21 protein-coding genes and 5 tRNA genes are annotated in these 22,780 nt (G+C 36.2%); 12 read left to right on the forward strand and 14 right to left on the reverse strand.

Annotated elements, in window-relative coordinates; genetic code table 11:
* Positions 1 to 152: 152 nt before the first annotated feature.
* A complete protein-coding gene (locus tag JL53_RS11785) occupies positions 153 to 1,928 on the reverse strand; it encodes a glycoside hydrolase family 13 protein (protein WP_038407721.1) in 1,776 nt (591 codons plus the stop codon).
* A 232-nt stretch (positions 1,929 to 2,160) separates the two neighbouring features.
* Here JL53_RS11785 and JL53_RS11790 point away from each other — a divergent pair, with 232 nt between their 5' ends.
* Positions 2,161 to 2,799 (forward strand): CPBP family intramembrane glutamic endopeptidase, encoded by a 639-nt coding sequence (locus JL53_RS11790; RefSeq protein WP_003720501.1) that lies wholly within the window; start codon positions 2,161 to 2,163, stop codon positions 2,797 to 2,799.
* A 37-nt stretch (positions 2,800 to 2,836) separates the two neighbouring features.
* Here JL53_RS11790 and JL53_RS11795 read toward each other — a convergent pair whose 3' ends face one another.
* The 3 genes from JL53_RS11795 to JL53_RS11805 all read right to left on the reverse strand — a co-directional run bounded on the left by JL53_RS11795 (position 2,837) and on the right by JL53_RS11805 (position 6,592).
* Positions 2,837 to 3,802, reverse strand: coding sequence for a LacI family DNA-binding transcriptional regulator (locus tag JL53_RS11795; RefSeq protein ID WP_003720502.1), 966 nt, complete (start codon positions 3,800 to 3,802; stop codon positions 2,837 to 2,839).
* A 137-nt stretch (positions 3,803 to 3,939) separates the two neighbouring features.
* Complete coding sequence (locus tag JL53_RS11800) at positions 3,940 to 4,176, reverse strand: hypothetical protein (protein ID WP_003720503.1); 237 nt, start codon at positions 4,174 to 4,176, stop codon at positions 3,940 to 3,942.
* Between the two features lie 592 nt (positions 4,177 to 4,768).
* Positions 4,769 to 6,592, reverse strand: coding sequence for a potassium transporter KimA (locus JL53_RS11805; protein WP_003720504.1), 1,824 nt, complete (start codon positions 6,590 to 6,592; stop codon positions 4,769 to 4,771).
* A gap of 335 nt (positions 6,593 to 6,927) precedes the next feature.
* Here JL53_RS11805 and JL53_RS11810 point away from each other — a divergent pair.
* The 5 genes from JL53_RS11810 to JL53_RS11830 all read left to right on the forward strand — a co-directional run bounded on the left by JL53_RS11810 (position 6,928) and on the right by JL53_RS11830 (position 7,490).
* A tRNA-Glu gene (locus JL53_RS11810) sits at positions 6,928 to 6,999 on the forward strand.
* Positions 7,000 to 7,154: 155 nt separating this feature from the next.
* Positions 7,155 to 7,228: transfer RNA gene (locus JL53_RS11815), tRNA-Thr, on the forward strand.
* A 10-nt stretch (positions 7,229 to 7,238) separates the two neighbouring features.
* Positions 7,239 to 7,322 (forward strand) — tRNA-Tyr (locus tag JL53_RS11820).
* A gap of 14 nt (positions 7,323 to 7,336) precedes the next feature.
* Positions 7,337 to 7,408, forward strand: a tRNA-Gln gene (locus tag JL53_RS11825).
* 9 nt (positions 7,409 to 7,417) lie between these two features.
* Positions 7,418 to 7,490, forward strand: a tRNA-Lys gene (locus tag JL53_RS11830).
* Positions 7,491 to 7,584: 94 nt separating this feature from the next.
* Here the strand turns inward: JL53_RS11830 and JL53_RS11835 are convergent.
* Positions 7,585 to 8,289, reverse strand: coding sequence for a Crp/Fnr family transcriptional regulator (locus tag JL53_RS11835; RefSeq protein WP_038407722.1), 705 nt, complete (start codon positions 8,287 to 8,289; stop codon positions 7,585 to 7,587).
* Between the two features lie 497 nt (positions 8,290 to 8,786).
* Between JL53_RS11835 and JL53_RS11840 the strand changes: the two genes are divergently transcribed.
* Positions 8,787 to 9,491 carry a helix-turn-helix domain-containing protein gene (locus tag JL53_RS11840; RefSeq protein WP_003720506.1) on the forward strand — a complete coding sequence of 235 codons (705 nt, stop codon included), beginning with the start codon at positions 8,787 to 8,789 and terminating at the stop codon, positions 9,489 to 9,491.
* A gap of 103 nt (positions 9,492 to 9,594) precedes the next feature.
* Here JL53_RS11840 and JL53_RS11845 read toward each other — a convergent pair whose 3' ends face one another.
* From JL53_RS11845 to JL53_RS11870, 6 genes are read right to left on the reverse strand one after another with little or no spacing between them, the layout of a single operon-like run.
* Complete coding sequence (locus tag JL53_RS11845) at positions 9,595 to 10,494, reverse strand: ketose-bisphosphate aldolase (RefSeq protein ID WP_003720507.1); 900 nt, start codon at positions 10,492 to 10,494, stop codon at positions 9,595 to 9,597.
* 15 nt (positions 10,495 to 10,509) lie between these two features.
* The gene (locus JL53_RS11850; protein ID WP_038407723.1) at positions 10,510 to 11,364 is read right to left on the reverse strand and encodes a class II fructose-bisphosphate aldolase; all 855 of its coding nucleotides are present in this window, start codon (positions 11,362 to 11,364) and stop codon (positions 10,510 to 10,512) included.
* A gap of 22 nt (positions 11,365 to 11,386) precedes the next feature.
* The gene (locus JL53_RS11855; RefSeq protein ID WP_074673910.1) at positions 11,387 to 12,481 is read right to left on the reverse strand and encodes a PTS fructose transporter subunit IIC; all 1,095 of its coding nucleotides are present in this window, start codon (positions 12,479 to 12,481) and stop codon (positions 11,387 to 11,389) included.
* Positions 12,482 to 12,497: 16 nt separating this feature from the next.
* Positions 12,498 to 12,809, reverse strand: a complete 312-nt coding sequence (locus JL53_RS11860) for a PTS fructose transporter subunit IIB (protein WP_003720510.1) — start codon at positions 12,807 to 12,809, stop codon at positions 12,498 to 12,500.
* 12 nt (positions 12,810 to 12,821) lie between these two features.
* Positions 12,822 to 13,295: a PTS sugar transporter subunit IIA gene (locus tag JL53_RS11865; RefSeq protein ID WP_038407724.1), complete on the reverse strand. Its 474-nt coding sequence runs from the start codon at positions 13,293 to 13,295 to the stop codon at positions 12,822 to 12,824.
* Between the two features lie 11 nt (positions 13,296 to 13,306).
* The gene (locus tag JL53_RS11870) at positions 13,307 to 14,764 is read right to left on the reverse strand and encodes a BglG family transcription antiterminator (protein ID WP_038407725.1); all 1,458 of its coding nucleotides are present in this window, start codon (positions 14,762 to 14,764) and stop codon (positions 13,307 to 13,309) included.
* Between the two features lie 204 nt (positions 14,765 to 14,968).
* Here JL53_RS11870 and JL53_RS11875 point away from each other — a divergent pair, with 204 nt between their 5' ends.
* Genes JL53_RS11875 through JL53_RS11885 form a run of 3 tightly spaced genes read left to right on the forward strand, consistent with a single transcriptional unit; the run spans position 14,969 to position 17,590 of the window.
* Positions 14,969 to 15,865 (forward strand): ABC transporter ATP-binding protein, encoded by an 897-nt coding sequence (locus JL53_RS11875; RefSeq protein ID WP_038407726.1) that lies wholly within the window; start codon positions 14,969 to 14,971, stop codon positions 15,863 to 15,865.
* A complete protein-coding gene (locus JL53_RS11880; RefSeq protein WP_003720515.1) occupies positions 15,865 to 17,100 on the forward strand; it encodes an ABC transporter permease in 1,236 nt (411 codons plus the stop codon). Before JL53_RS11875 ends, JL53_RS11880 begins: the two co-directional genes overlap by 1 nt.
* Before the next feature lie 16 nt (positions 17,101 to 17,116).
* Positions 17,117 to 17,590, forward strand: a complete 474-nt coding sequence (locus JL53_RS11885; RefSeq protein ID WP_003720516.1) for a GNAT family N-acetyltransferase — start codon at positions 17,117 to 17,119, stop codon at positions 17,588 to 17,590.
* 603 nt (positions 17,591 to 18,193) lie between these two features.
* Here the strand turns inward: JL53_RS11885 and JL53_RS11890 are convergent.
* The 3 genes from JL53_RS11890 to JL53_RS11900 all read right to left on the reverse strand — a co-directional run bounded on the left by JL53_RS11890 (position 18,194) and on the right by JL53_RS11900 (position 20,965).
* Complete coding sequence (locus JL53_RS11890; protein WP_003720517.1) at positions 18,194 to 18,841, reverse strand: GntR family transcriptional regulator; 648 nt, start codon at positions 18,839 to 18,841, stop codon at positions 18,194 to 18,196.
* Between the two features lie 184 nt (positions 18,842 to 19,025).
* The gene (locus JL53_RS11895; protein ID WP_038407727.1) at positions 19,026 to 20,042 is read right to left on the reverse strand and encodes a PTS sugar transporter subunit IIC; all 1,017 of its coding nucleotides are present in this window, start codon (positions 20,040 to 20,042) and stop codon (positions 19,026 to 19,028) included.
* A gap of 62 nt (positions 20,043 to 20,104) precedes the next feature.
* Positions 20,105 to 20,965, reverse strand: a complete 861-nt coding sequence (locus JL53_RS11900) for a LysR family transcriptional regulator (protein WP_003720519.1) — start codon at positions 20,963 to 20,965, stop codon at positions 20,105 to 20,107.
* Positions 20,966 to 21,069: 104 nt separating this feature from the next.
* Here JL53_RS11900 and JL53_RS11905 point away from each other — a divergent pair, with 104 nt between their 5' ends.
* Positions 21,070 to 22,077: a YeiH family protein gene (locus JL53_RS11905; protein WP_003720520.1), complete on the forward strand. Its 1,008-nt coding sequence runs from the start codon at positions 21,070 to 21,072 to the stop codon at positions 22,075 to 22,077.
* A gap of 55 nt (positions 22,078 to 22,132) precedes the next feature.
* Positions 22,133 to 22,774, forward strand: a complete 642-nt coding sequence (locus JL53_RS11910; RefSeq protein ID WP_003720521.1) for a DUF1361 domain-containing protein — start codon at positions 22,133 to 22,135, stop codon at positions 22,772 to 22,774.
* The last annotated feature ends 6 nt before the right edge of the window (positions 22,775 to 22,780 follow it).

The raw sequence follows: 22,780 nt of genomic DNA on the forward strand, positions 1-22,780 counted from the left end.
TTTTTTCAATTCTTTTTTCCAAATTTGTGAATTAGGTTAACCTATGCATTTATTATATGCTGATATCGAAAGCGTTTTCAAGAGGATTTCACATGTTACCGATAACAACATTTTTCTAGATAACATGTGAAAAATCCCTATACTATGCCGATTTAACTGTTTTCTTTAATAACAAGGAATCCCTTAGCTGGGACAGTTAGATTTTCAGTTACAACTTCCTTATTCCAAATATCTGTCGCTTGATTTTCAAAAAATATTGTGAAATTTTTATTTTCCGCTGCTTGGTTAAATACGAAATACAGTTTTTCACCATTTAGTTCTCGTTTGAATGCAGTGATTCCTGTTTGACTGCTTGCTGCCAGCCAACTTAACTCTCCTGAAGTAATAATTGCTTGATTTTCTTTTCTAAGCGCAATTAATTTTTTAGTGAAGGCGAGCATGTCTTGGTTTTGTTTTTCCGTGTCCCATTCCATGCATTTCCGACAACCTGGGTCATTACCGCCGTCCATACCCATTTCGGTTCCATAGTAAATACACGGGGAACCAGTGTGTGCAAACATGAAGGTTAATGCTTGTTTTACTTTATCAATGTCATTATTTGCTCTTGTTAAGATTCGCGCAGTATCATGGCTATCAAGCATATTAAACATCACTTCATTTACTTGATTTGGATAGCGCATGTATTGCTCATTAATACCTGAAATCATTTGTTCCGGTGTGATTTTCTCTTCAATAAAGTTTTCAATAATTGTTTGGGTAAACGGATAATTCATTACTGCATGGAATTCATCGCCAAGCAACCAAATCCAGGAATCATGCCAAATTTCGCCTAATATATAGATATCTTCTTTCTCCGCTTGCACTGCCTTTTTAAATTCTTTCCAAAATGCATGATCTACCTCATTAGCTACATCTAAACGCCAACCGTCAATATCAAATTCGCGAATCCAATAAGTCGCAATATCAAGGAGATACGCTTGTACTTCTGGATTAGCCGTATTTAATTTTGGCATATGCGTTGTAAAAGCAAACGTATCATAAGAAAGTGTGGGTTCTCCCTCGATATTGCCATTTTCATTTTGACGAACAGGGAAACTGTGAACATGGAACCAATCGCGATAACGAGATTTCTCTTCTTTTTCCACAACATCTTGCCATTCAGCTGACGTATCTCCAATATGATTAAATACAGCATCTAGCATAATTCGAATTCCTCGTTTATGTGCTTCCTGTACTAATTTTCTAAATGTCTCTTTATCGCCAAAATGTGGATCAATTTTTTTATAATCAATCGTGTCGTATTTGTGGTTCGTTGGTGCTTCAAAAACCGGTGTCAAATACATACCATTAATCCCTAATTCTACTAAGTAATCTAAATGCTGGATAATCCCTTCAATATCTCCACCAAAAAAGTCTGTCGTACTTGGATCTTTACTTCCCCATGGCAAGGCATTTTCTGGTGAGATACTCGGATTACCATTTGCAAAACGTTCTGGGAAAATTTGATACCAAATTGTATTGCTAACCCAAGCAGGCGCTTCAAAAGTATCCACTGCATGGATAAACGGAAATTTGAAATAATAATCCATCGTACCTAAGTTTGCTTCCGTTGCTTCAAAAAAGCCACGACCTCCGTAAAAGATAGTTTCTCCTTCTGTATCAGTAAGCAAAAAGCCATACTGCAAACGTTTATGTTCAGGTGTGACTGGAATAAACCAATAATCATGCTCTTCTGTTTCTGCAATTTTTCGCATTGCATAAGACTTACTTTGCCACTTTTCGTCTTTCCATAAATAAGGGTCGGCAGCAATTAAAGTAACTTCGCTAATATCCAATCGTTTCGTCCTAATCCGAATATGTAGTGTTTTAGCATCATAACTATAAGCATAGCTACTAGCCGGTTGATGATAAATTCCTGCTTTTTCCATTTCTTCTCCTCCTATTTCCCCTGTTCGTTCTATTTCAAATTAGCATTTTAAGTAAAGCGTTTGCAACCTTTTCTCGCTCGTTAACGGTAACAAGATTTCAGCGCATAAAAAAATATTATAAAAGATATCCGTCCTTACGTAACCATTTAGTAGCTTTACTGTTTCAAAAGAACAAGCTATAATATGCTAGCTAGGTAAATGCTTTTAAAGTCAGTTTTATAAGGAGGAAATAATGGGAAATCCATTAAATATTAAAAAACAAGGTTATTGGTTATTTTCTAGTGCAATACTTATTGGGATTCTCTATCAGCTTTTGCCACACATCATGTCCAATATGGCTACACTAGAATTCATCGGTGCTTACTTTAATGCCCTTTTTATGGGTGTAATTGCATATATTATCTTAAAAGCAGAGTTCTTAGATTGGTTTAAACATTTTAGCTTCAAATGGTTGGTAATTGGGGCTCCGTTACTAATTATTATTAGTACTATTTTTAGCTTCATTTGGAAGTTTATATCAGGACAACCAGCAGCTGAAAACAGTATAAATGACGTTCTTAGTTGGTCTTATTTACTGCAATATATTCCATTCATGTTACTAGGTGAAGAATTGCTTTCTATTAGCTTACTGTATGCCGCTTGGAAAAAATGGAACTGGAAATTTTGGCAAGCTTCCTTACTCTGTTCCTTACTTTTCGCTGCATGGCATTTATCTGCATATGATTTCAATTTACTTCAATGTATCGTTACGCTTGCACCCGCGAGACTTCTTCTAAACTACTTGTTCAAAAAAAGCAACTCCATTTGGGTTACTTTCCTTGTACACTTAATATTTGATACTTTTGCTTTTTTGCCAATTCTACTAAAATGAAAAAAGCGCTAGGAATCGGCTCCCTAGCGCTTTTTTATTACTCTTCTTTTCCAGTTGTAGAAGCCCGTATTAGTAATTTTGGAGTAAATAATAAGTTTCCTTGAGGTTTCCCGTGATCATTAATTTTAGCGAGTAACATCTTAGCAAGTTCCTCACCCATTTCTACTACTGGGGAACGAACTGTAGTAATTTTTGGGGAGGAAATCCTATCCAAAAACACCCCATCAAATCCCGTCACAGCAATATTTTCACCGAAGCGACGACCAAATGTGGCAGCTGCTCGAACTACACCAATAGCAATACGGTCTGAAGCGCACACGATAGCAATTTTTTCTGAGTTATAACGTAATAATTCAAATGCTTTTTCTTCCGCCACACTAGAGCTATTTGCAATAAAGTAACTTTCCGGCTGCAAATGATGCTTTTTAACAACCTCTTCATAGCCCTCTAAACGCGACTTCATAAACTGTTCATCTAATAAATCAATTCCTAAAAAAACTACTCTAGAAAAACCAATCTCTATCACATGTGTTGTAGCAAGTTCGGTTCCTTTTTTATTGTCGACATCAATTGAATCATAACCACGTTTATTTTCCCCATAAAAAATAACCGGCTTATCAATGTCTAAAAGCCCCATATCATAATCTTTGTCACGTATTCCAGTAACAATAAGCCCATCATAAGCACCGATATTCCTAGATCTTTGGGTAACAAGTTGCAGTGAATAATAATATTTATCAAGTTCTCTACTAATTCCAGTTAATAAATTCATATAATAAGGTTCTACCGTATCAATTTCTTCTAAAATCAAAAATTTGATAACTTGTGTCCTATTTTGAACAAGCGCCCGAGCAGCATAATTCGGCACATACTCTAACGCTTCCATTGCACTATAAACAAGCATTTTCAGTTCATCTGAAACCTGGTCTGGATGATTAATAACCCGTGAAACTGTCATTTTGGAGACATTTGCCCGTTTCGCAACATCTGCTAAAGTTGCCATCTCCAACCTCCTCCATTCATAATCTTTCTTATTGTACCATCTTTTCCACAAAAAAAAATATGTATTAACTAACAAAAAAACATTCCCACAAAAAAATGCGGAAATGCTTGGTTATTTTAATTATGTAATGACTCACTTTATAGTGTTTGCCACTTTTTTTGAGAAACTCTTCTCGCTTTTGCTTGTTGATAAGTTTTTAAAAGCATTCTAAGTAATTGATGTGCACCACCAATGATAATTCCAATCACTGCAGCCAAGAGCGTAGTTGTCAGAAAACTAACAAAAGGAAAAGTAGTTGCATTCATTGCAGCAATTCCCAATATAAAAACGATAATAGTAGGTAGTACATAATACCTAACATCTTGTTCCTGCATACAAAGCGCTCCTTCACTAACATAATTACTCCATCAACTAAAGAAATTATAACTCGAAAACTGGCTTTTTTCAAGACTCTGGCTGATTTTCAGTTGTCTCAAAAAAATATGCAAATGGCTGTATATCGCCCTTTCTCACCACCCTTCAAACCCACTCAGTCTGAATTCATCAAAAAGAAAAATTTGTTACCGCTTTGTAACATTACATATGACCTTTTTCTCATTTTTATCCATGCTAATATTTATTCATTTTTTTAGATAAGTATTACAAATATACTTCAATTTAAGCACAAATTAGTTTTTTTGCTAATATTATATACAAATTTTGCTAACGTCTTTCCATAAACAAAAAAAGAGTCTTCATAGTATAAAAAAATCATTCCTTGTTAAAATTTTCATTTTCATTTCAATGATTACCTTCCATTTCTCTTTTTCTTTAAACAAAAAAGAGTTTTTCTTTGTCGTTCTGCTTTTAAAATAGATTTTTACCATTTTTACAAATTCACTAATTATAGCTATGCTTAGATTGTTCCATTATAAAAAACGGAAGAGCGTCCCTCTTCCCCCGAAGCGCTCTTCCGTTTTTCTCTCGCTATTCTTTTAAATGATAAGGATATGTGGAAACAACCACATCTCTTTTCATTAGAAGTCTTGTGCGAATCAATAGACTTGTTTGGTTATGAAGGAGATTTTGCCATCCTTTTCTAGGGATAAATTGCGGTATCAACACCGTTAGTGAGTAATTGTCTTGATCTGCTTTTTGCTTTGCCGTGTCAATAAATTTCATTAATGGATCTGAAATAGAGCGATACGGCGAAAACAGATTAGCAATGCGCACTTCAGGATGAACCCTATTCCATCTCTCAACAAATTCCTTTTCCTGTTTTTTGTCAATAGAAATGTGGACAGCTATGACTGTATCACCAATAGATTTAGCATATTGTAATGCACCTTCTACAACCTTGGTGGTATCAGATACACAGATAATGACGGCATTTCCTTTGAAATCAGGCAAGTCCATTGTTTCATCAATGCGAAGTTGTGGTCCAACTTTCCGGTAATGATGTCTTGTGCGATGGAAAACATAAATCATAATTGGCATAAAGATAAACACTGGCCAGACTGACTCAATCCGAGTTAAGAATAATACAATTAATACTGTAAATGAAATAGATGCTCCGAGTAAGTTAGCTGACAACGACTTCTTCCAGCCTTTAGGTCGCTGTTTCCACCATTTCACAATCATCCCAGTTTGTGAAAGTGTGAATGGAATAAATACGCCGACTGAATAAAGCGGTATGAGCAACTCTGTTTTCCCTTTGAATAAGATAATCAGTAGTATCGAACCCACTGCAAGAGTGATAATCCCATTAGAGTAGCCTAATCGATCTCCTCTTGCTAAATACATTCTCGGCATAAATTTATCTTTTGCCAAATTAAATGCTAAAAGTGGAAATGCAGAAAAGCCTGTATTAGCTGCTAAAACCAAGATAAGCGCTGTTGTCGCTTGAATAAAATAAAACATGAAGTTTCTGCCAAAAACATTTTCGGCAATTTGGGATAATACAGTTACTTTTAGCTCTGGAACAGTTCCATATACAAACGCAAGGACAGTTATACCAACAAAGAAAAAGCCAAGTAGCGCAGCCATTAAGGTTAAGGTTTTAGCGGCATTTTTAGGTCGTGGTTCTTTAAATAATGGTACTGCATTCGAAATAGCTTCAATCCCCGTTAAAGATGCCGAACCGGAAGCAAAGGCTCTAAGTAACAGGAAGATGGTCACTCCTTGCACATGCGTTCCTACCGCGGCCGTTTCATGACTTGCATCCATTCCAGTTAGAACTTTAAATAAACCAGTAAATATAAGAACAATAATAGAAAAAACAAATAAATACACTGGAATTGCAAGTAAGCTAGCAGATTCGGTAATACCTCGTAAATTAATAATCGTTACACCAACTACTAATACGACAGCAATTGGTACTGCAAAAGGATACAACGAAGGTACTGCTGATACAATTGCGTCTGTTCCAGATGAAACACTTACTGCAACGGTAAGCATGTAGTCAACGAGTAAAGAACCACCTGCGATTAATCCTGCATTGTTTCCTAAATTTTCTCTCGAAACAATATAAGCTCCCCCACCATGCGGGTAAGAGTATATAATTTGCTTATACGACAAATTCAGTGCAAACAAAAGAACAAGCACACAAAGTGCTATGGGTAATGAATACCACATAGCCGCAGCACTAACAGTTACGAGCACCAATAAAATCTGTTCTGTACCGTATGCAATAGAAGAAAGTGCATCGGATGATAGGACTGCTAAAGCTTTTAATTTCCCCAATTTTTGGTCTCCAGCTTCTGATGTTTTCAGAGGGCGGCCGATTAATAATCTTTTTAGCGGCGAAGCCATTGTATTCCCTACCTTTTTTATTTGATTTTTAAACTGATTTCCAATTGACCAGACACATTATAGCACAGCTACTTTTAGATTGTAATACTTATTTAGATTATTTTATTTCTACGATTTCATTTTCAGTTTAAACCTGTTCATAGGTCGTATTTTTCTACCATCATGTTCTAAATATTTATACGGAAATATCTCTAAGTACACATACCCATTAAATTTAAAATCAACTCATTTTCCTAGCAATTATTTTCAGAAAAAAAAGAAATTAATTTAGGTGTTTACAAATGATACCCTTTTTTTATATAATAGTTTCTAGCGGTAAAAACCTTTTACGATATGGCCCGTTGGTCAAGCGGTTAAGACACCGCCCTTTCACGGCGGTAACACGGGTTCGATTCCCGTACGGGTCACTTTTAACATTAATTCATCCGTTAAAAAAATAAATTTATTTTTTTGAAAAAAAAGCTGGTAAAAATAGTGAAAATGTTATATTATGTATTAGTATCTGTTTCGAATAATTAATTTGCAAGAGATTTCGATTTGCCAGCAGTGAGAGCGATTCTTCGCCGACTTAGCTCAATCTGGTAGAGCAACTGAATCGTAATCAGTAGGTTGCGGGTTCAATTCCTGCAGTCGGCATTTTTATAGCGGAGGGGTAGCGAAGTGGCTAAACGCGGCGGACTGTAAATCCGCTCCTTCGGGTTCGGTGGTTCGAATCCACTCCCCTCCACCATTTATTTCTATTATTGGGCTATAGCCAAGCGGTAAGGCAACGGATTTTGATTCCGTCATGCGCTGGTTCGAATCCAGCTAGCCCAGTCATATTTAGAGCCGTTAGCTCAGTTGGTAGAGCATCTGACTTTTAATCAGAGGGTCGCTGGTTCGAACCCAGCACGGCTCATACTTAACGGAAGTGAGAAAAGACATCTTTTCTCACTTTTTTTTCAAAAAAAATAAGACAAAAGTTGATAAAGACTTCAACTCATGACTTATTTTTATAATGGAGATGCTGTTTCAGATTTTAAATCACCCCATGACTCTTCTGAATTTTTCAATAAAACGAAAGACTTGGAATTTTCTGCTAAAAACCCAGACTCTATTAACTTGCCGCACAGATGCGTGACAGATCTTACAGAAAGGTTCGAATAGTTAGCAATAATCTTCCTTGTAAAGCATTTGGGGATTCGTAACACCCCTTCTTTTTCACTCCCAAAGAATTTTCCTAACTGTTCCAATGATTCTTTTAATCTGCTTTCTCCATTTCCTCGCATTAGATTGCACTTTTCAATGAGCACGTTTTCATGATTTCGATTATTAAGGTATAAATAGAGCCACCCTTCTTGCATCCCAATAATCGAACAAATAATATCTTCTTTAGCAAACTCATACGCTGTAACGGTTTCTATGACTCTTGTTGTGTACACATTTGCTTCTGCCATAAAATAATCATTTAAACCAGCAATTTGATTTGCCCCTAAAAAACTCACTACATTTTTTTCTTTTTCTAATGATACAATCCCTTTTTCGATAAAATAAACATTGGAATTAATTGTATCTTCTGTTAGCAAGATTGTATTATTTGCTATCTTCGTTTTTTTATAGGGGATTTTATTATCAATTAAAGTTTGTAAAAAACGCTTGTATCCAAATTCCTCTTCTAGAACTTTCTTGCTATATAAATCTTCAAATAACGATTGCATCTTTTTCCATCTCATTTCTACTTTTTGATCATTAAAATTATTGTGCACAACTGTGATGAGTGACTTCTTACAAGTGATGATACTACCAAATACTTTTAAAAGGAACCCAGTAATGAACCCAAACTTCCTGCTTTCACGGTATATTTTTGACTTTTTCGTCACATTTATTTTTCATATACACCTTCAAAGATTCTATTAGTTTATTTAATCTATCTATATTATAAGGCAGAGCGCAGATTTTCATATTTTCTTCACATTTAAAAAACAGCAAATATCACTTAATCATTTATTATTTTTATACTTATTAGCCATTCCCACTCAAAGTTCTTGCTGCTTAAGCTCGATTATGAACTATTTGTGACATTTTTTGATTATTACAGGTTGTTCTTTCGGGATTATAAATCATTCCAATTTATTCAACTGGAAGAACATATGCCAAAGAAACGTTTTATTTGCAGGGGTTTCGGGAAACATCAAGATATAGAGGGGGAGTTTTCATGTATCTAAAAGAAACTTTAGACCAATTTGCATCACAAGCAAATATTCTTAAATTGTTAAAAAGAAATCCTAGTTTTAATCAGCATTGCATTCAAGAGCGCCTTACCTCCAACACGACTATAACAACAGGTACAAGAAGAAAGTATATTTATATTATTGAAGAAGGCTTCGCGAAATTTGTTTTCGAAGGTCTACATAAACAAAATTTCGTCTTTATTATGAATCAAGGGTCACTAGTATACTTACCTGTCTATTCAGAAGACATTCCGAAACATACGATGGTAGTTGCGTTAACTGATATTATTTGGTGGCGAATTGAGTTTGAATTCTTCAAAGAGATGTTAGCGCTGGAAGATCCGAGGAATTATATCATGCTACATCACCTAGCTGATACACGAAGAAAGCTATATTTTATCGCCATTCAAGAAATTTTAAGTGCACGAGATAGCATTTACTTTTCATTAAATACAATGATGCAATTTGGATTACGTATCTCTGCCAATGTCATGGAACTCCCAAAATTTCTTACATATCAAATACTAAGCGATCATGCAAATACCTCCAAAAGCTACACATCAAAGGTGCTAACGGAACTTCGAGAAAAAGGAATATTGGACTCAAAGAAAAAGCCCTGGCGTATTAATGATATCCAGCGACTTAAACAATTAATTGATGTTGAAAGTATACAACCCTATCTTAAATAAAAAACACCCCTTACATTGTACTTTTACTGTACAACGTAAGAGGTGCTTTTTCAGCTTGTCCCACTTATGGGGGGCATAATAAATTTCATCGGTAGTTTTTTGCTTAAATGAAATCACTACGCCAAGCTTGCGTGTTACTTTGTTGATACTTTTCGATTTGGTTTACAGAATGAAAAAGCTCCATTTTATATTTCACGACTGCTTTGGCAGCATCTATACAATCTGGATAAATAGCATTAGCATCCCAAAGTTCCGTTGTACTTAAAATTTCTCGACATTTCTTGTAGAAAGCATACTTATAATCACTTGAAATATTTACTTTTTGGATACCAATTTCAACAGCAGCAGCAATTTCCGCATCAGGATTTGCCGAGCCACCATGAAGGACGAGAGGAATTGTTACTAAGTTTTTAATTTCTTGTAGTATATCTAGGCGTAGTTTTGGCTCTTTGTCTTTAGGATAAATACCATGTGCAGTTCCAATTGCTACTGCTAACGTGTCAACACCAGTTCTACTTATATATTCTTCTGCTTCTTCTGGCTTGGTATAAATAATCTCGCTCACGCCGCCTTCAATACTATTTCCTGTTTTTCCAATAGTTCCTAGCTCTCCTTCTACTGACACGCCTAATTTATGGCAAACATCCACTACTTCTTTTGTCACGCGAATATTTTCTTCAAATGGTAATAGCGAACCATCAATCATCACTGAGCTGAATCCACAACGAACTGCTCGCATTACATCAGCCATATTATCACCATGATCTAAGTGAAGCACAAAAGGTACTGGACTATTTTTAATTCGTGCAAGTACATATTCAAAAAAATCATCTTTCGTAAAATCAAGCTCCGTTGGGTGGACAGCGATAATTGCTGGTGCATTATTTTTCTCTGCTTCTTCAACTACTACGCGTAAAAAGTTACTATCAGCTACATTAAATGCCCCTACCGCAAACTTATTTTCTTTCGCTACCTCTAATAATTGCTTCATATTAACTAACATCTTTTCATTCTCCTTTTAAAGTGATTTTCCGTTTGAACCGGATAATAGAATATAATATTGAACAGCTTCTTTGCCGGCTTGAATGGTTGCATGAATTAAGTCAACAAAACTAATAGCTGGGGTTTCTTCTAGCATTTCTTTGATTTTGGTTGATTGAGCTTTCATAAAATCGGAACCTACATTGATTTTGTTAATTCCCAGTTGAACTGATTTTTGAATATTTTCTGCACCGCACCCTGAACCACCATGTAATACTAGTGGCATTTTTGTCGCTGTTTTAATTTCTCGAACTATGTCAAACTGAAATGCTGGAGTAAAGCCATCAGGGTAGTCTCCATGAGAAGAACCATAAGAAATTGCAAGTGCATCAATCCCAGTCCGTTTTGCAAAATCAATGGCTACTTTTGGTTCGGTATACATCGCTTGGTTTGTATAATTATCTCCAGTTACCGCGCCAATGTTCCCCACTTCGGCTTCTACACTTGCACCATAAGTTTCTGCAAATTGGACCATTTCTTTTGTAATAGCGACATTTTTTTCGTAAGGGTGACTGGACGCATCCATCATTACACTTGAGAAACCATCTGCTAAACACCGTTTCACAACCGGAACATCTTGTCCGTGATCTAAATTAATCGCCACTTCTACACTTGCTTCTTTTGCCATTTTTATAATCGGTGTTGTTAAAAAGCGGCTTCCTAAATGAGTATCTAAATGCTCTTGCAACAAATCAATAATAATCGGCGCCCGAAGTTCTTGAGCCGCATCAATAACTGCTTTTGCTGTTTCTAAATTAAAACAGTTAATCGCCATGACTGCATACTTTCCTTCATTGGCACGTTGTAACATTCCTTTCATTGAAACATACATTGCTTTTGCCTCCTCTCTTACCTTATGAAATTTTAATTCCAGATAAATCGACTTCTTCTTCCTCTTCTAAACCTTGATCGGCAATTAATTCTTCTTCTTTGGTAGGCTCTCGTTTCAATATAAGCAGAAGTGCCGCCGTAACACAGGTTCCTATCAGTAAAGCTACACAGAAAAGTATTGGTTCATTCATTGCTGGCACGATGAACATCCCACCTGACGGAACTGGTGAACCAATTCCCCACGTCATACTGAGTCCACCACCAACTGCAGCGCCTAGTGTGCAAGAGATAATCACACGAATCGGGTCGACCGCGGCAATTGGTATAACCCCTTCCGTTATCATACAAATCCCCATTGGGAAGGCGATTTTAATATTATCTTCCTCTGATTTAGTATATTTTTTCTTTTTGATTATTTTAGAAACAACCCACGAAAGCGTGACCCCAAACGGAGGTACCATTGAGGCAAGAATTTTAACTGCTTCTGGCTCTTTGACACCTTCAAGTAGCAACCCATCGGCAAATAACGAAGCAACTTTATTAACAGGACCACCAAAATCAAAAGCAGCCATTCCACCGAGCACTGCTCCAAATACAAATCGCATACTTCCCTGCATTCCCTGCAAGAAACTAGTCATCGCATCCGTTGCCCATACAATCGGAACACCAATGACAAAGTACATTAATAGTCCCATCACTAAACTGCTGATAAGTGGGATAATCATCATCGGCATTAAACCTTGTGCCCATTTTGGTACTTTTAAATATTTCACGAGAATAAGAACAAAATAACCAACTAAGTAACCACCGAGCATCCCCCCTAAGAACCCTGCTCCGATAGAATTCGCGATTACCCCCATAAGAAGACCTGGAGCAATCCCTGGCCTGTCAGCTATCGAATAAGCAATTGCAGCGGCAATGACTGGCGCGAGTAGCCCCATCCCTAGTACACCAAGCGAAACAAGAGCATCAGGAATAGAATATGGTGCTTTATAATCTAAAATCACTTGCCCACTTGTTAAATTTCCAATGGCAATAAGTAACCCCGAGGCAACAACTAACGGTAACATATACGAAATCGCTGTAAGTGCATGTTTTTTGATTTGCAGTTTTTTCATCATACCGGTTCACTCCCTAGTTATTTATTTCATTATCTATTTTGGTAATAATTTGTTTTGGTGCTTTAATAGCTAAGTCTGTTGGAATTTCGACAATCTTTTTACCTTTAAAACGGTCCTTTCCACTAATTTTAATATCGGCTGCAATAATGACGACATCCGCATTTTTTAATTGTTCAGCTGAGAGTTCATCTTCAATCCCAATGGTTCCTTGTGTTTCAATATGGATGTTATGTCCGAGAGCAATTCCTGCTTTTGTCAGTTTTTCTTTGGCGATATACGTGTGAGCAATTCCTGATGTACAGGCTGCTATTCCGATAATGTTCATTCTAAACTCCTCCTATACCTGATTTTTAGCTAACAATTTGATCAACTCTTCTTTTGTTTTAACTGTCTGAAATTGTCTTATCACCTCATCATCTGCAAGTAAGATTGCTACTTTTTGGAGTAATTTTATATGGGTGGTCGTTGCATCTGAATTTTTGACTGCGAAAAGAATAATAATATTTACTGGTTTATCATCTAATGACTCCCATTCGATTGGCTCTTTGGTTCGTCCCACCGCAATCGATGTGTTTGTTACACTCGCCGATTTCCCGTGCGGAATAGCTACTCCTTCACCTAATCCGGTTTTGCCTTCTTCCTCACGATACAAGACGTCTGCGATAAACGCGTCCTTATCAGCAACCGCTTCCATTTGAACAAGTAAATCGGTTAGTTCTTCAATTACTTCTAACTTGGTTGTGGCTTTTAAATCTAAATTAACAAGTGCTGGATTAATTACTTTACTAATATCTAATTCTTGAATATCCATGGATTCGCCTCCTATAAACTTTCCATTAATTTTTTCACCATCATTTTATCTTTCTCTGTAAACATGGCACTCACTAGTAGCGACGGAATAGAATCATTACTATCTGATTGGATTGTTGTTAGAATAAAGTCAATATTCCGATAGTCTTGTAAATTATTTTTGAATCTTGTGGATGATAAAACGTCCACTATTTCTACATCAGGGAATGCCTTTTGAACTTTTACTTTTAACAACTCTGATGTTCCAATCCCGCTAGAACACATAATAATAATTCGTTTTATTAGTGGTGATTGCTCGATGTGTTTGGCAAAGTAGATCGTAATATAGCCAATTTCATCCTCTGATATCGTGTGGATTTTAAATGTTTTTGCCACATCTCTAGCAGTTTTTTTTATAATTTCAAAAAGGCTGCCGTACTCTAATTTAATATCACTTAACAAATTATTTTTTATATTTATTTGGTGATTCATTCGATTTACCATTGGCTTCATATGGCTTAAAAGCTCAATTTTTAGCTGTTTTTTATTAAAAGGAATGTTCATTTTAGCAGCCACTTGGTTGATATAAAAATCCGTCATTTCCTCCACTATTGGTAAACAATTGTTAGGAACTAATTCAATTTCATGATTAAAGCGAGAAGAAATTAAATACTGGAGAAAATGAAACGTTTCGCAGTTAGGCAGTTTCCTATCCAAATATTGTTCAATAGCTTCGATTGCTTCCACAGCGATTAAATAGAGTGTTTCATTAGTAATGGTGTATTTTTCGCTTGTCTCAGCAAAATCTTCCACCTCTCCTTGCCTGAAGCGATTAATTAAAATATACAAATGAGAAAAAATATTTATATCATATGGATAAGGGATGCTAATTTCCAGTTTGTTTTCGATAATTTCCATTTGTTGGACGATAAACTGTACGTCTTCTTTATTTAAATCACTATATTCTGTTTTCAAGTCGTCATAACGGAATAGATCTAAGTTGTTAATGACTTCATTAATTGCTACCCGAATATTTTCTTCGGTTCCAACCACACGGATTTCCTTTTGCCGCTTTTGAATAGTTAAATGGTACTTCTCAATCGATTGGTTTAGCAGGGTAAAATCATTTTTTATCGAGTTATAGCCAACATAGTAGCCTTCATATAAATCATGAATATTTAAATATTTTGGAGATTTAAATAGGATTTGAAGCAGGATTTTTTCTCTTCGTTCAGTCGGTGTATAGCCAAAAATATCTTCCGTCGTTTCTAGTTTTGCTTGAATATAGGCTTTATAATCAAGCTTGAAACCACGCCCCTTTTCTGAAATCAAGATGTCCTTTTTTCCTGTTGTACTATTAATATTTTTGATTTTCCGGTAAATCGTCTTAGAAGAAACATCAAGAATTCCCGCTAATTGACTGGCTGTTAGAAAATCATTTTTTGTTAGGAACAAGTTAATTAACGCACGCTCCGTTTTAGTTAGAAGCATTTTATCACCTCCTCTACGGTCTATTATACACAAATAAAAGAAAACGGTTACAACAAGTTATGTCCACTACACTAGACAATTTTTTGGCAAAGCATGTGAAATGTCCTTCGCTCACTTCAAGAAAATTCAAGCTACTTTTAGCAAGACAATAGCTCTTTAAAAACGTATAATGATGATGGGAAGAAATTAGAAAGGGGTGTTTGTATGACGCTTGAACTACATAATGTTACCAAAAAGTTTGCTGATAAAACGGCTGTGAATGACTTGTCTTTCCAAGTAGAAGAAGGGAAGATACTTGGACTCATTGGACAAAATGGTGCTGGAAAAACGACTACATTTCGCCTGATTTTGCATTTTTTAGAGGCAACTTCTGGAAAAATCACATGGAATGGCAAAGAAGTAAGTAAAATTGACCCGGATATCATCGGCTATTTGCCCGAAGAACGTGGTTTGTATCCAAATGTCACCATTGAAGAACAACTGATATTTTTTGCAGAACTAAAAGGTTATCCTAAGCAAAAAATCAAAAATGAGATAGATGATTGGTTAGAACGTGCAGAGATTGTTGGTAAAAAGACAGATTTAATTAAGACGTTATCCAAAGGGAACCAGCAAAAGATTCAACTTTTAAGCACGATTATTCATCAACCAAAACTAGTTATTTTAGATGAGCCTTTTAGTGGCCTTGATCCTGTTAATGCAGAAATTTTGAAAAAGTTTGTTTTTGATTTACGTACTTCTGGGGCTGCTATTATTTTCTCCAGCCACCGTATGGAAAATGTCGAGGAACTATGCGATTCACTTCTAATGTTAAAAAAAGGCAGTACGGTGCTTCAAGGAACAACTGAATCTGTTAAGTCTGTCTTTGGTCGTAAAAGAATCTTCATTGAATCAAGTCATACAAAAGAACAACTAGCTGCATTACCTGGAGTACTTCATATCGAAACACAGCGCGATGGTGTTTTCCAGCTGGAAATAGCCAATGAATCTGATGCCGAGAAAATTTTCGATTATGTCACAAAAGATGGATTCATTCCAACATTCAGCCTCCAAGCTCCAACACTCGAAGAAATCTTCAAATGGAAAGCTGGTGAATTCTAATGAGTAAATTTTGGGTTATTACAAAACAAGTTTATAAAAGGCGTGTAAAAACAAAATCATTTCTTATTTCCCTTTTATTTCCCGTCTTCATTGCGGCACTCATTGCTGGAATCCCCAAAATGGTTGAGTACTTTGATTCCAGTAGCGATATTACAACCATTGCAGTTGTAACAGACAATCCGATTTATCAAAAAACATTAGAAAAAGATAAAGATAACTTCAAAGTAATGCCGAACATCACTGATAAAACAGCCGCTCAATCAGCTCTTAAAAATGGTGAAATTGATGGTTTTGTGACGATTACAGAAAAAAATGATATGGTAAGCGCGGTTTATACGACGGAGGAAACAGCTGGACAAGATATCCTAACTAGATTGACTGAAGACCTTACCGCAACCAAAGTAGCCGAAAAAGCAGCTATTTATAAAATCACAAGTGACCAATTAAACGAAATTACTTCACCAGTTTCAGTAACCAATGATTTAGAGGCCAATAACCAACTAACGAATCATGAAAAAGATGTAATGAGTGCTGCTGTCCTGATTTTAACGCTCGTTATCTTTATTTTCGTAATGAGCTATGCAAATATTGTCGCTTCTGAAATCGCTACAGAAAAAGGTACACGGATTATGGAAGTAATCTTGTCAAGTGTTTCTGCCACGACACATTTGTTTGCTAAATTAACAGCCATCATCTTAATGCTCCTAACACAAATTGGCTTTTATGTCGTTTGTGGAGCAATCGTCCTTATTGCTGGTAGGAATACAGCAATGGTGCAAAACGTACTTGATCAAGTAGCTGTATTCCCTGCTTATTATCTAGTGCTAAATCTACTATTTGTCATTTTAGGATTACTCTTATATATCTTAATCGCAGCAATGATTGGCTCGATGGTTCCAAATGTAGAAACAGTGGCCCAGTTCATTTATCCAATGACTATCCTAGCTATTATCGGTTACTGGGGTTCTATCGCAGCAGCAAATGCACCAGACAATTTACTGGTTATTATCGGCTCCTATATCCCAACATTTTCGCCAATGATGATGTTAGCCAGAATGGACCTATTATCCGTCTCCACACTTGGTATATTTAGTTCGCTAGCTATTCTTGCACTAAGCGTAGTCGGTGCTTTTTTCCTCACTGTGCGTCTTTATCAAGGAAATGTCTTACTTTACTCCAATGAGGGTTTGTGGAAAACATGGAAAACCTCCTTATCCTATGCAAAAAGAAAATAAAGAAAGTTGGTAAATTATGCAAATTAGATTATCCGTTCGTGAAGATGCATCATCCATGATGGAACTTGAACATTTAGTTTGGACACCTGGCACAACTCCTGGAAATATACATTTTGACAGCGAGGCAGAATTCTTACTCAAAAACCCCCCGGGATCCAAAATAGTTGTCGTTAAAGAGGATAAAGTAATTGGGATTCTTGGATATAAATCGCCCATCCCTCTTCCGTCCAATAAACATGTAGTAGAACTTGATATTGCCGTACATCCTGACTACCAACGGGAAGGTATTGGTCAGCTACTAATGGATAAAATGAAAGAAATAGCTCGTGAAAAAGGATATCTCAAAATCTCTTTACGCGTTTTATCTATCAATCAAAAAGCCATTCGTTTTTATGAAAAAAATGGTTTTAAACAAGAGGGATTACTAAAAAAAGAATTTATTATTAATGGGAATTTTGTAGATGATATTTTAATGGCTTATTTCCTCTAACTAAAGACCCTATTTCATTCAATTAGCTATGACTTTATAATCATTTTTCATATAAAGCGTTTACATTTTTTGATAACGGTTATATATAGAGTACAACAAACAAAAAAGGTGATGCGAATGACAAAAACTTGGTGTACAAGCTGATTTTTTTCTCAGCTTTGTCATATGCCGGCAAAACGTCTGGTGAAGGATTTTAGTGTCAAGCAGCTAAAGTTAGCTTACAGGAGGAAGGCGAGGAGTATACGCCGCGTCAAGAACTTAACTAACTTAGTTGTAGGAAGACGGACTTTCGTTACGTCGCCCATTTATCAATATTTTTTTAAGCCTCACTAAATTGGTAAATAAGCGAATAAAGTATCGTATCATTAATGGCCACTATTTGAACAAGTTACGGGCGCTCATTTATTCGTAAGTGGAATATCTTGAGGAGTAAAGGTTAGATAAAATTGGCCTACTTGTTCGAAAATGCCTCACCGTTTTCCGAATGTTGTATGTTTATTCAGAAACATCCAGACATGGTCCGGCCATCAGATGAGTGGCAAGACAAGCTCATCCGAAAAGAAAAACCCCGTGTGACGAAAGTTATCACACGGGGTTTTTTGATTAAGAAAATAAAATGGAAATGTTTTTATCATAAAATTTTTGAATAACAAGATGGCACTCTTCAAACTCTCTCGCTTCTAAATGATCAACTAATTCTTCTAATGCCTTGGTAATATCCATGATAAAAGCATCAAAAAACAACTTCTCATTCTTCACTTTCATTTTTTGCAAAAGTTTCGTAAGTGTATCAATGTTCTTCTCCATAGCAGGCATTTCTGTATAGTGAATCATACAAGTATAAAAATTTTTGACATGCTCAATGAACACATCTGTATTTTGATCAGCAACAGCTAATTTAATATATACTAATTCTTTTCGAAGACAAGTCGCACATACTTCCGCATCTTGATCTTGTAATTTTTGAACCGCGTAGTTCAAATGAAAAAATGCTAACTTCAGACGTGATTTCTCACGATGTTCCGCCTCATTTTTGATAGCTACCGAAAAACTTTTTCCACCGTTATTTTCGCATAACATGCCACTCTTATGTAGACAATGGAGCGCACCAAAAGCTACTCGTTTGCTTACTTGAAATCGTTTCATAATGTCATCAATATCCACTTCTTCACCATTTTCCAAAGTGTTAGTCATTATTTCATTCTTGATTTCTCCGTATATCGGATCTGCAACAAATCCACTTTTTTCCATAATTTAACCTCTTTAATTTTTATTGCTTACAATGTTATATTCTACACGAAAAGAATACTTTTTGATATGCTATTTCAGAAAAAAATTATGTACATTCTGTTACAATGAAACTTTTATAGCTAACTGGTTTCATCTCTGCTTGCAACAAAAAAGCAGCGCCAAACAGCCCTACTTTTCCGTGTTATTATTGTAGTTCAATTGTTAAATCCCCTGTTTTTAAGCGTTCTTTTTTAATTAATATTGGTCTGACAATAAGTGCAATAACACCTGGCAAGACAACCGCAACCAAAATAAAAGCAGCTAGTGTGCTGAATCCGTAATTAGCTATTAAATAAAGTGGTGCAACAAACGCGCATAACCCAAGCCCTGCCACCTCACTAGATGCTTGAATATGGAAAACCATCACACCAAGAGGTCCTGCAATTAAAGTCGTCAGTAATGGAACTAACATGACGCTAGGTTTTTTAATAATATTTGGTGTTTGTAACTTTGGCGTACAAATAAGTTGTGCAAAAAACGCACCCCAGTTGTTATCTCGGTAGCTTAACACTGCAAATGATACAAATTGAACCGAACAGCCAATTAACGCTGCTGCACTAGCAGTTGGATCTAATTGAAGCGCAATTGCAAGAGCGGCTGATGAAGCGGGACTGAGAATCAGCAATCCAAAAACAAAAGCGATAACCATAGATGAAATAAGCGGTGAACCACCAATTAATGAACTAATTCCTAAACTAACAGAGTCTAAAATTGGCGCCATAATCTTAGCAAATAAAATACCACTAAGCCCGCCTGCCAGAAGCGATACTCCTGGAATTAAAATCATATCAAACTTAGTCTTTCCTGTTACACGCTTTCCAGTCCAAACTGCCACAATGACAGCTAAAATAGCTCCGACCGGTTCGCCACTAGTTATTCCAACACCCCCGCCAGCAAGCGTCACCACTGCTCCACCACCAATAATAGCAGATGCCGCTGCACTTATCGTCACAAGTGTGTTTGCATGCAAGCACATCGCAATACCAATGCCTATTGCTGGTACTAACATTGTCTTTCCAATTGCACCAATCGTCACAAGAACCGAAACTCCTGTCATTTGCCCGATGGTTTGTAAAAGAAGTCCGATTCCAAGTGTTACAAGAACCGCATTTGCTATTCCCATCGAGGCTTTATAGGAACGATCTATAAAATAATCCTTCATTGCTTCTCCCTTTCTAAAATGTATTCTTTCTCATTGTAATCACAACGAGGTAAAAAAGCTAGCTATAATGACTGATTATCATGCAAAAATGCTAAAAATGTTTCCGCGATTCGATTTTCTAGCATTTGTTTATTTTTTAAAACAGAAAATTTACGCATCAATATCTTATCTGTATGAAAGGTAAGCAAATCACCTTTTTTTATTTCTTCTTCTACTACACATCTAGAAATAACGGTATATCCAACCCCTTTAAGAACCATTTGTTTGACTGCCATATTACTCCAAGCTACGATCCGCTCTGTCACATTCCAACCATTTGTACTAATGACATGATCCAGATATTCGCGCGTGCCTGAGCCTTCTTCCCGAGCAACCCATGTCGTACCTTTTTGAATCTCCTCTACCGATCCGCTTGTTGGACCAACAATACACATTTCATCATCTAAAAATGCACTTATTTCAAGATCTTTTTTATTGATTTGACCTTCAATTAAGCCTATGTCGACTTGTAGCAATTCTACTTTATCGGCAATTTTTACAGTATTTTCTATAATTAACTCTAGGGTAATTTCCGGATACCGAGCATGAAACTTAGCAATCATCGCAGGCAAATAGTACTCTCCTACTGTGAAACTAGCTCCAACTCGTAGCCTTCCTTTTAAATGATGATGGTACAGACTAATTTCTTCCTCGACTTGTTTGTACAGTCCTTCTAATTGTTTTGCCCGGTGATAAAGTATTTCTCCTGTCGCTGTTAGAACGAACTTTTTCGATTTCCTGTAAATTAATTCCGTATTATATTGCTGTTCTAACTTTTTTAGTTGCAAAGAAACAGCTGGTTGCGATATGTGTAATTCTTCCGATGCTTTTGTAAAACTCTTCAACTCCACTACTCGAATATAGGTTCTAAGTGCTTCATCCATTTTATCCCCTCCATAAAAAAATATTATCGATAATATAACTAATATAAATTTTACTAATAAAATAAGGAATGGTAAAGTAAAAATATAAAGAAAGGGGGATTTATATGAGTCAATCTTTATTTCGACTTAAAACATTTTGGTATGGCATCGCACTTACTTTTTGTATCGCTGGATTATCTTATTTTCTAGCTAAACTACCATTTTTAATGATTCTTGGGCAACTTGTTACAGCTATTTTAATTGGTATTATTATTCGTGCTCTTGTGCCAATTCCTGACAAATGGTTTACAGGAATTCAGTTCTCTAATAAAGTCATTCTTCGGGCTGGAATTATCTTACTAGGTTTCCGATTAAATTTAGTGGATATTTACAATGCCGGATGGCGTGTTTTCCTCATTGCAGCTCTATGTCTTAGTTTTGGCATTACTATCGTTTACTTTTTAGCCAAATTATTTGGGGTAGATAAAAAACTAGCGATTTTAGTTGCCTGTGGAACTGGGATTTGTGGAGCAGCGGCAGTTGTAGCCATTTCTCCTCAAGTAAAAGCAGACAACAATCAAACGGCAGTAGCTGCTACGATTATTGCTTTACTTGGAACTATTTTCACTGTTGTTTATACACTTATCTATCCTATTTTACCGCTTGGACCAGATGGGTATGGTATTTTTGCAGGTGCGACACTTCATGAAATCGCCCATGTAATTGCTGCTGCTGATCCTGGCGGTGCTTCCGCAGTTGATATGGCCGTTATCGTTAAATTAACTCGTGTAGCCTTACTTGTACCAGTTTGTTTCGTCGTTGCAAAAATGGTGAATGTCGGAACAAAAAACCGTTTTTCTTGGGCAGAACTTCCTGTGCCATGGTTTATTTTTGGTTTTTTAGCAACTAGTGCTATTAATAGTTTTGGAATCATTCCTTCATCTATAACAGACTTCCTTGTCGTTTGCGCTTATTTCCTAATTGCCATGTCAATGGGCGGACTTGGCTTGAATGTCCATTTACCTTCTTTTGGGAAAATGGGCGGGAAACCCTTTGCTGCCGCATTTATCGGTTCTATTTTACTTTCTGCTTTTGGCTTAGGTTTAGTACTTTTGTTCCATTTAGCAGGTTAAGTTTCGCTCGTCACCTCAATTTATGATACAATAGCTAGCACGAGGTGACTATTTCATGAAAAAAGCAATTTGGACTTGCCGAGCTTTTTTAGTTGGTTATTTTCTTATTCTGTATTTTACAGCAGATACTTATACCTTTTTGATTTTAAATGTCGGGCTTGCTTACATCCCTTTCGAAATAGCTGTGTTTCTTACAAAAAAACCTCGCGTTTGGTGGGTTTTCTGGCCATTAGCTATCGTTTGGTTAGTATTTTTCCCGAATTCCCCATACTTGTTAACTGATTTACTTCATTTACAGCGTTTAGAAATTTATGGTGCGGAAGGAATTTTATCAACTGCCCCTTGGTTATGGCGTCATTTCACTTATATTATCGTTGGTGTCTTTTTTGGATTATTTATTGGATTTTGGTCTTTTGCCAAGATGCTTGCAGAAATCAGAAGACGATTCAACTGGACTAGCAAACTTAGTTATCAACTACTTTTAATAGGGTTAATTCTATTATCTAGTTATGCTATTTACATCGGTCGTTTTTCACGTTTACATTCTATCCACTTACTGACACAGCCAATTGAATCGTTACAAGTTATGTTTGGCGTTTTCCACTGGCCATTCTGGAACTTTGTATTCTATTTCTCGATTATCCAATATGTTATTTACACGCTATTTAGTAAGTTTTCTAGCTCGCTAAAAAATTAAAAACGT

Origin of the sequence: Listeria ivanovii subsp. londoniensis, from assembly GCF_000763495.1 — a bacterium.
GTDB lineage: Bacteria > Bacillota > Bacilli > Lactobacillales > Listeriaceae > Listeria > Listeria londoniensis.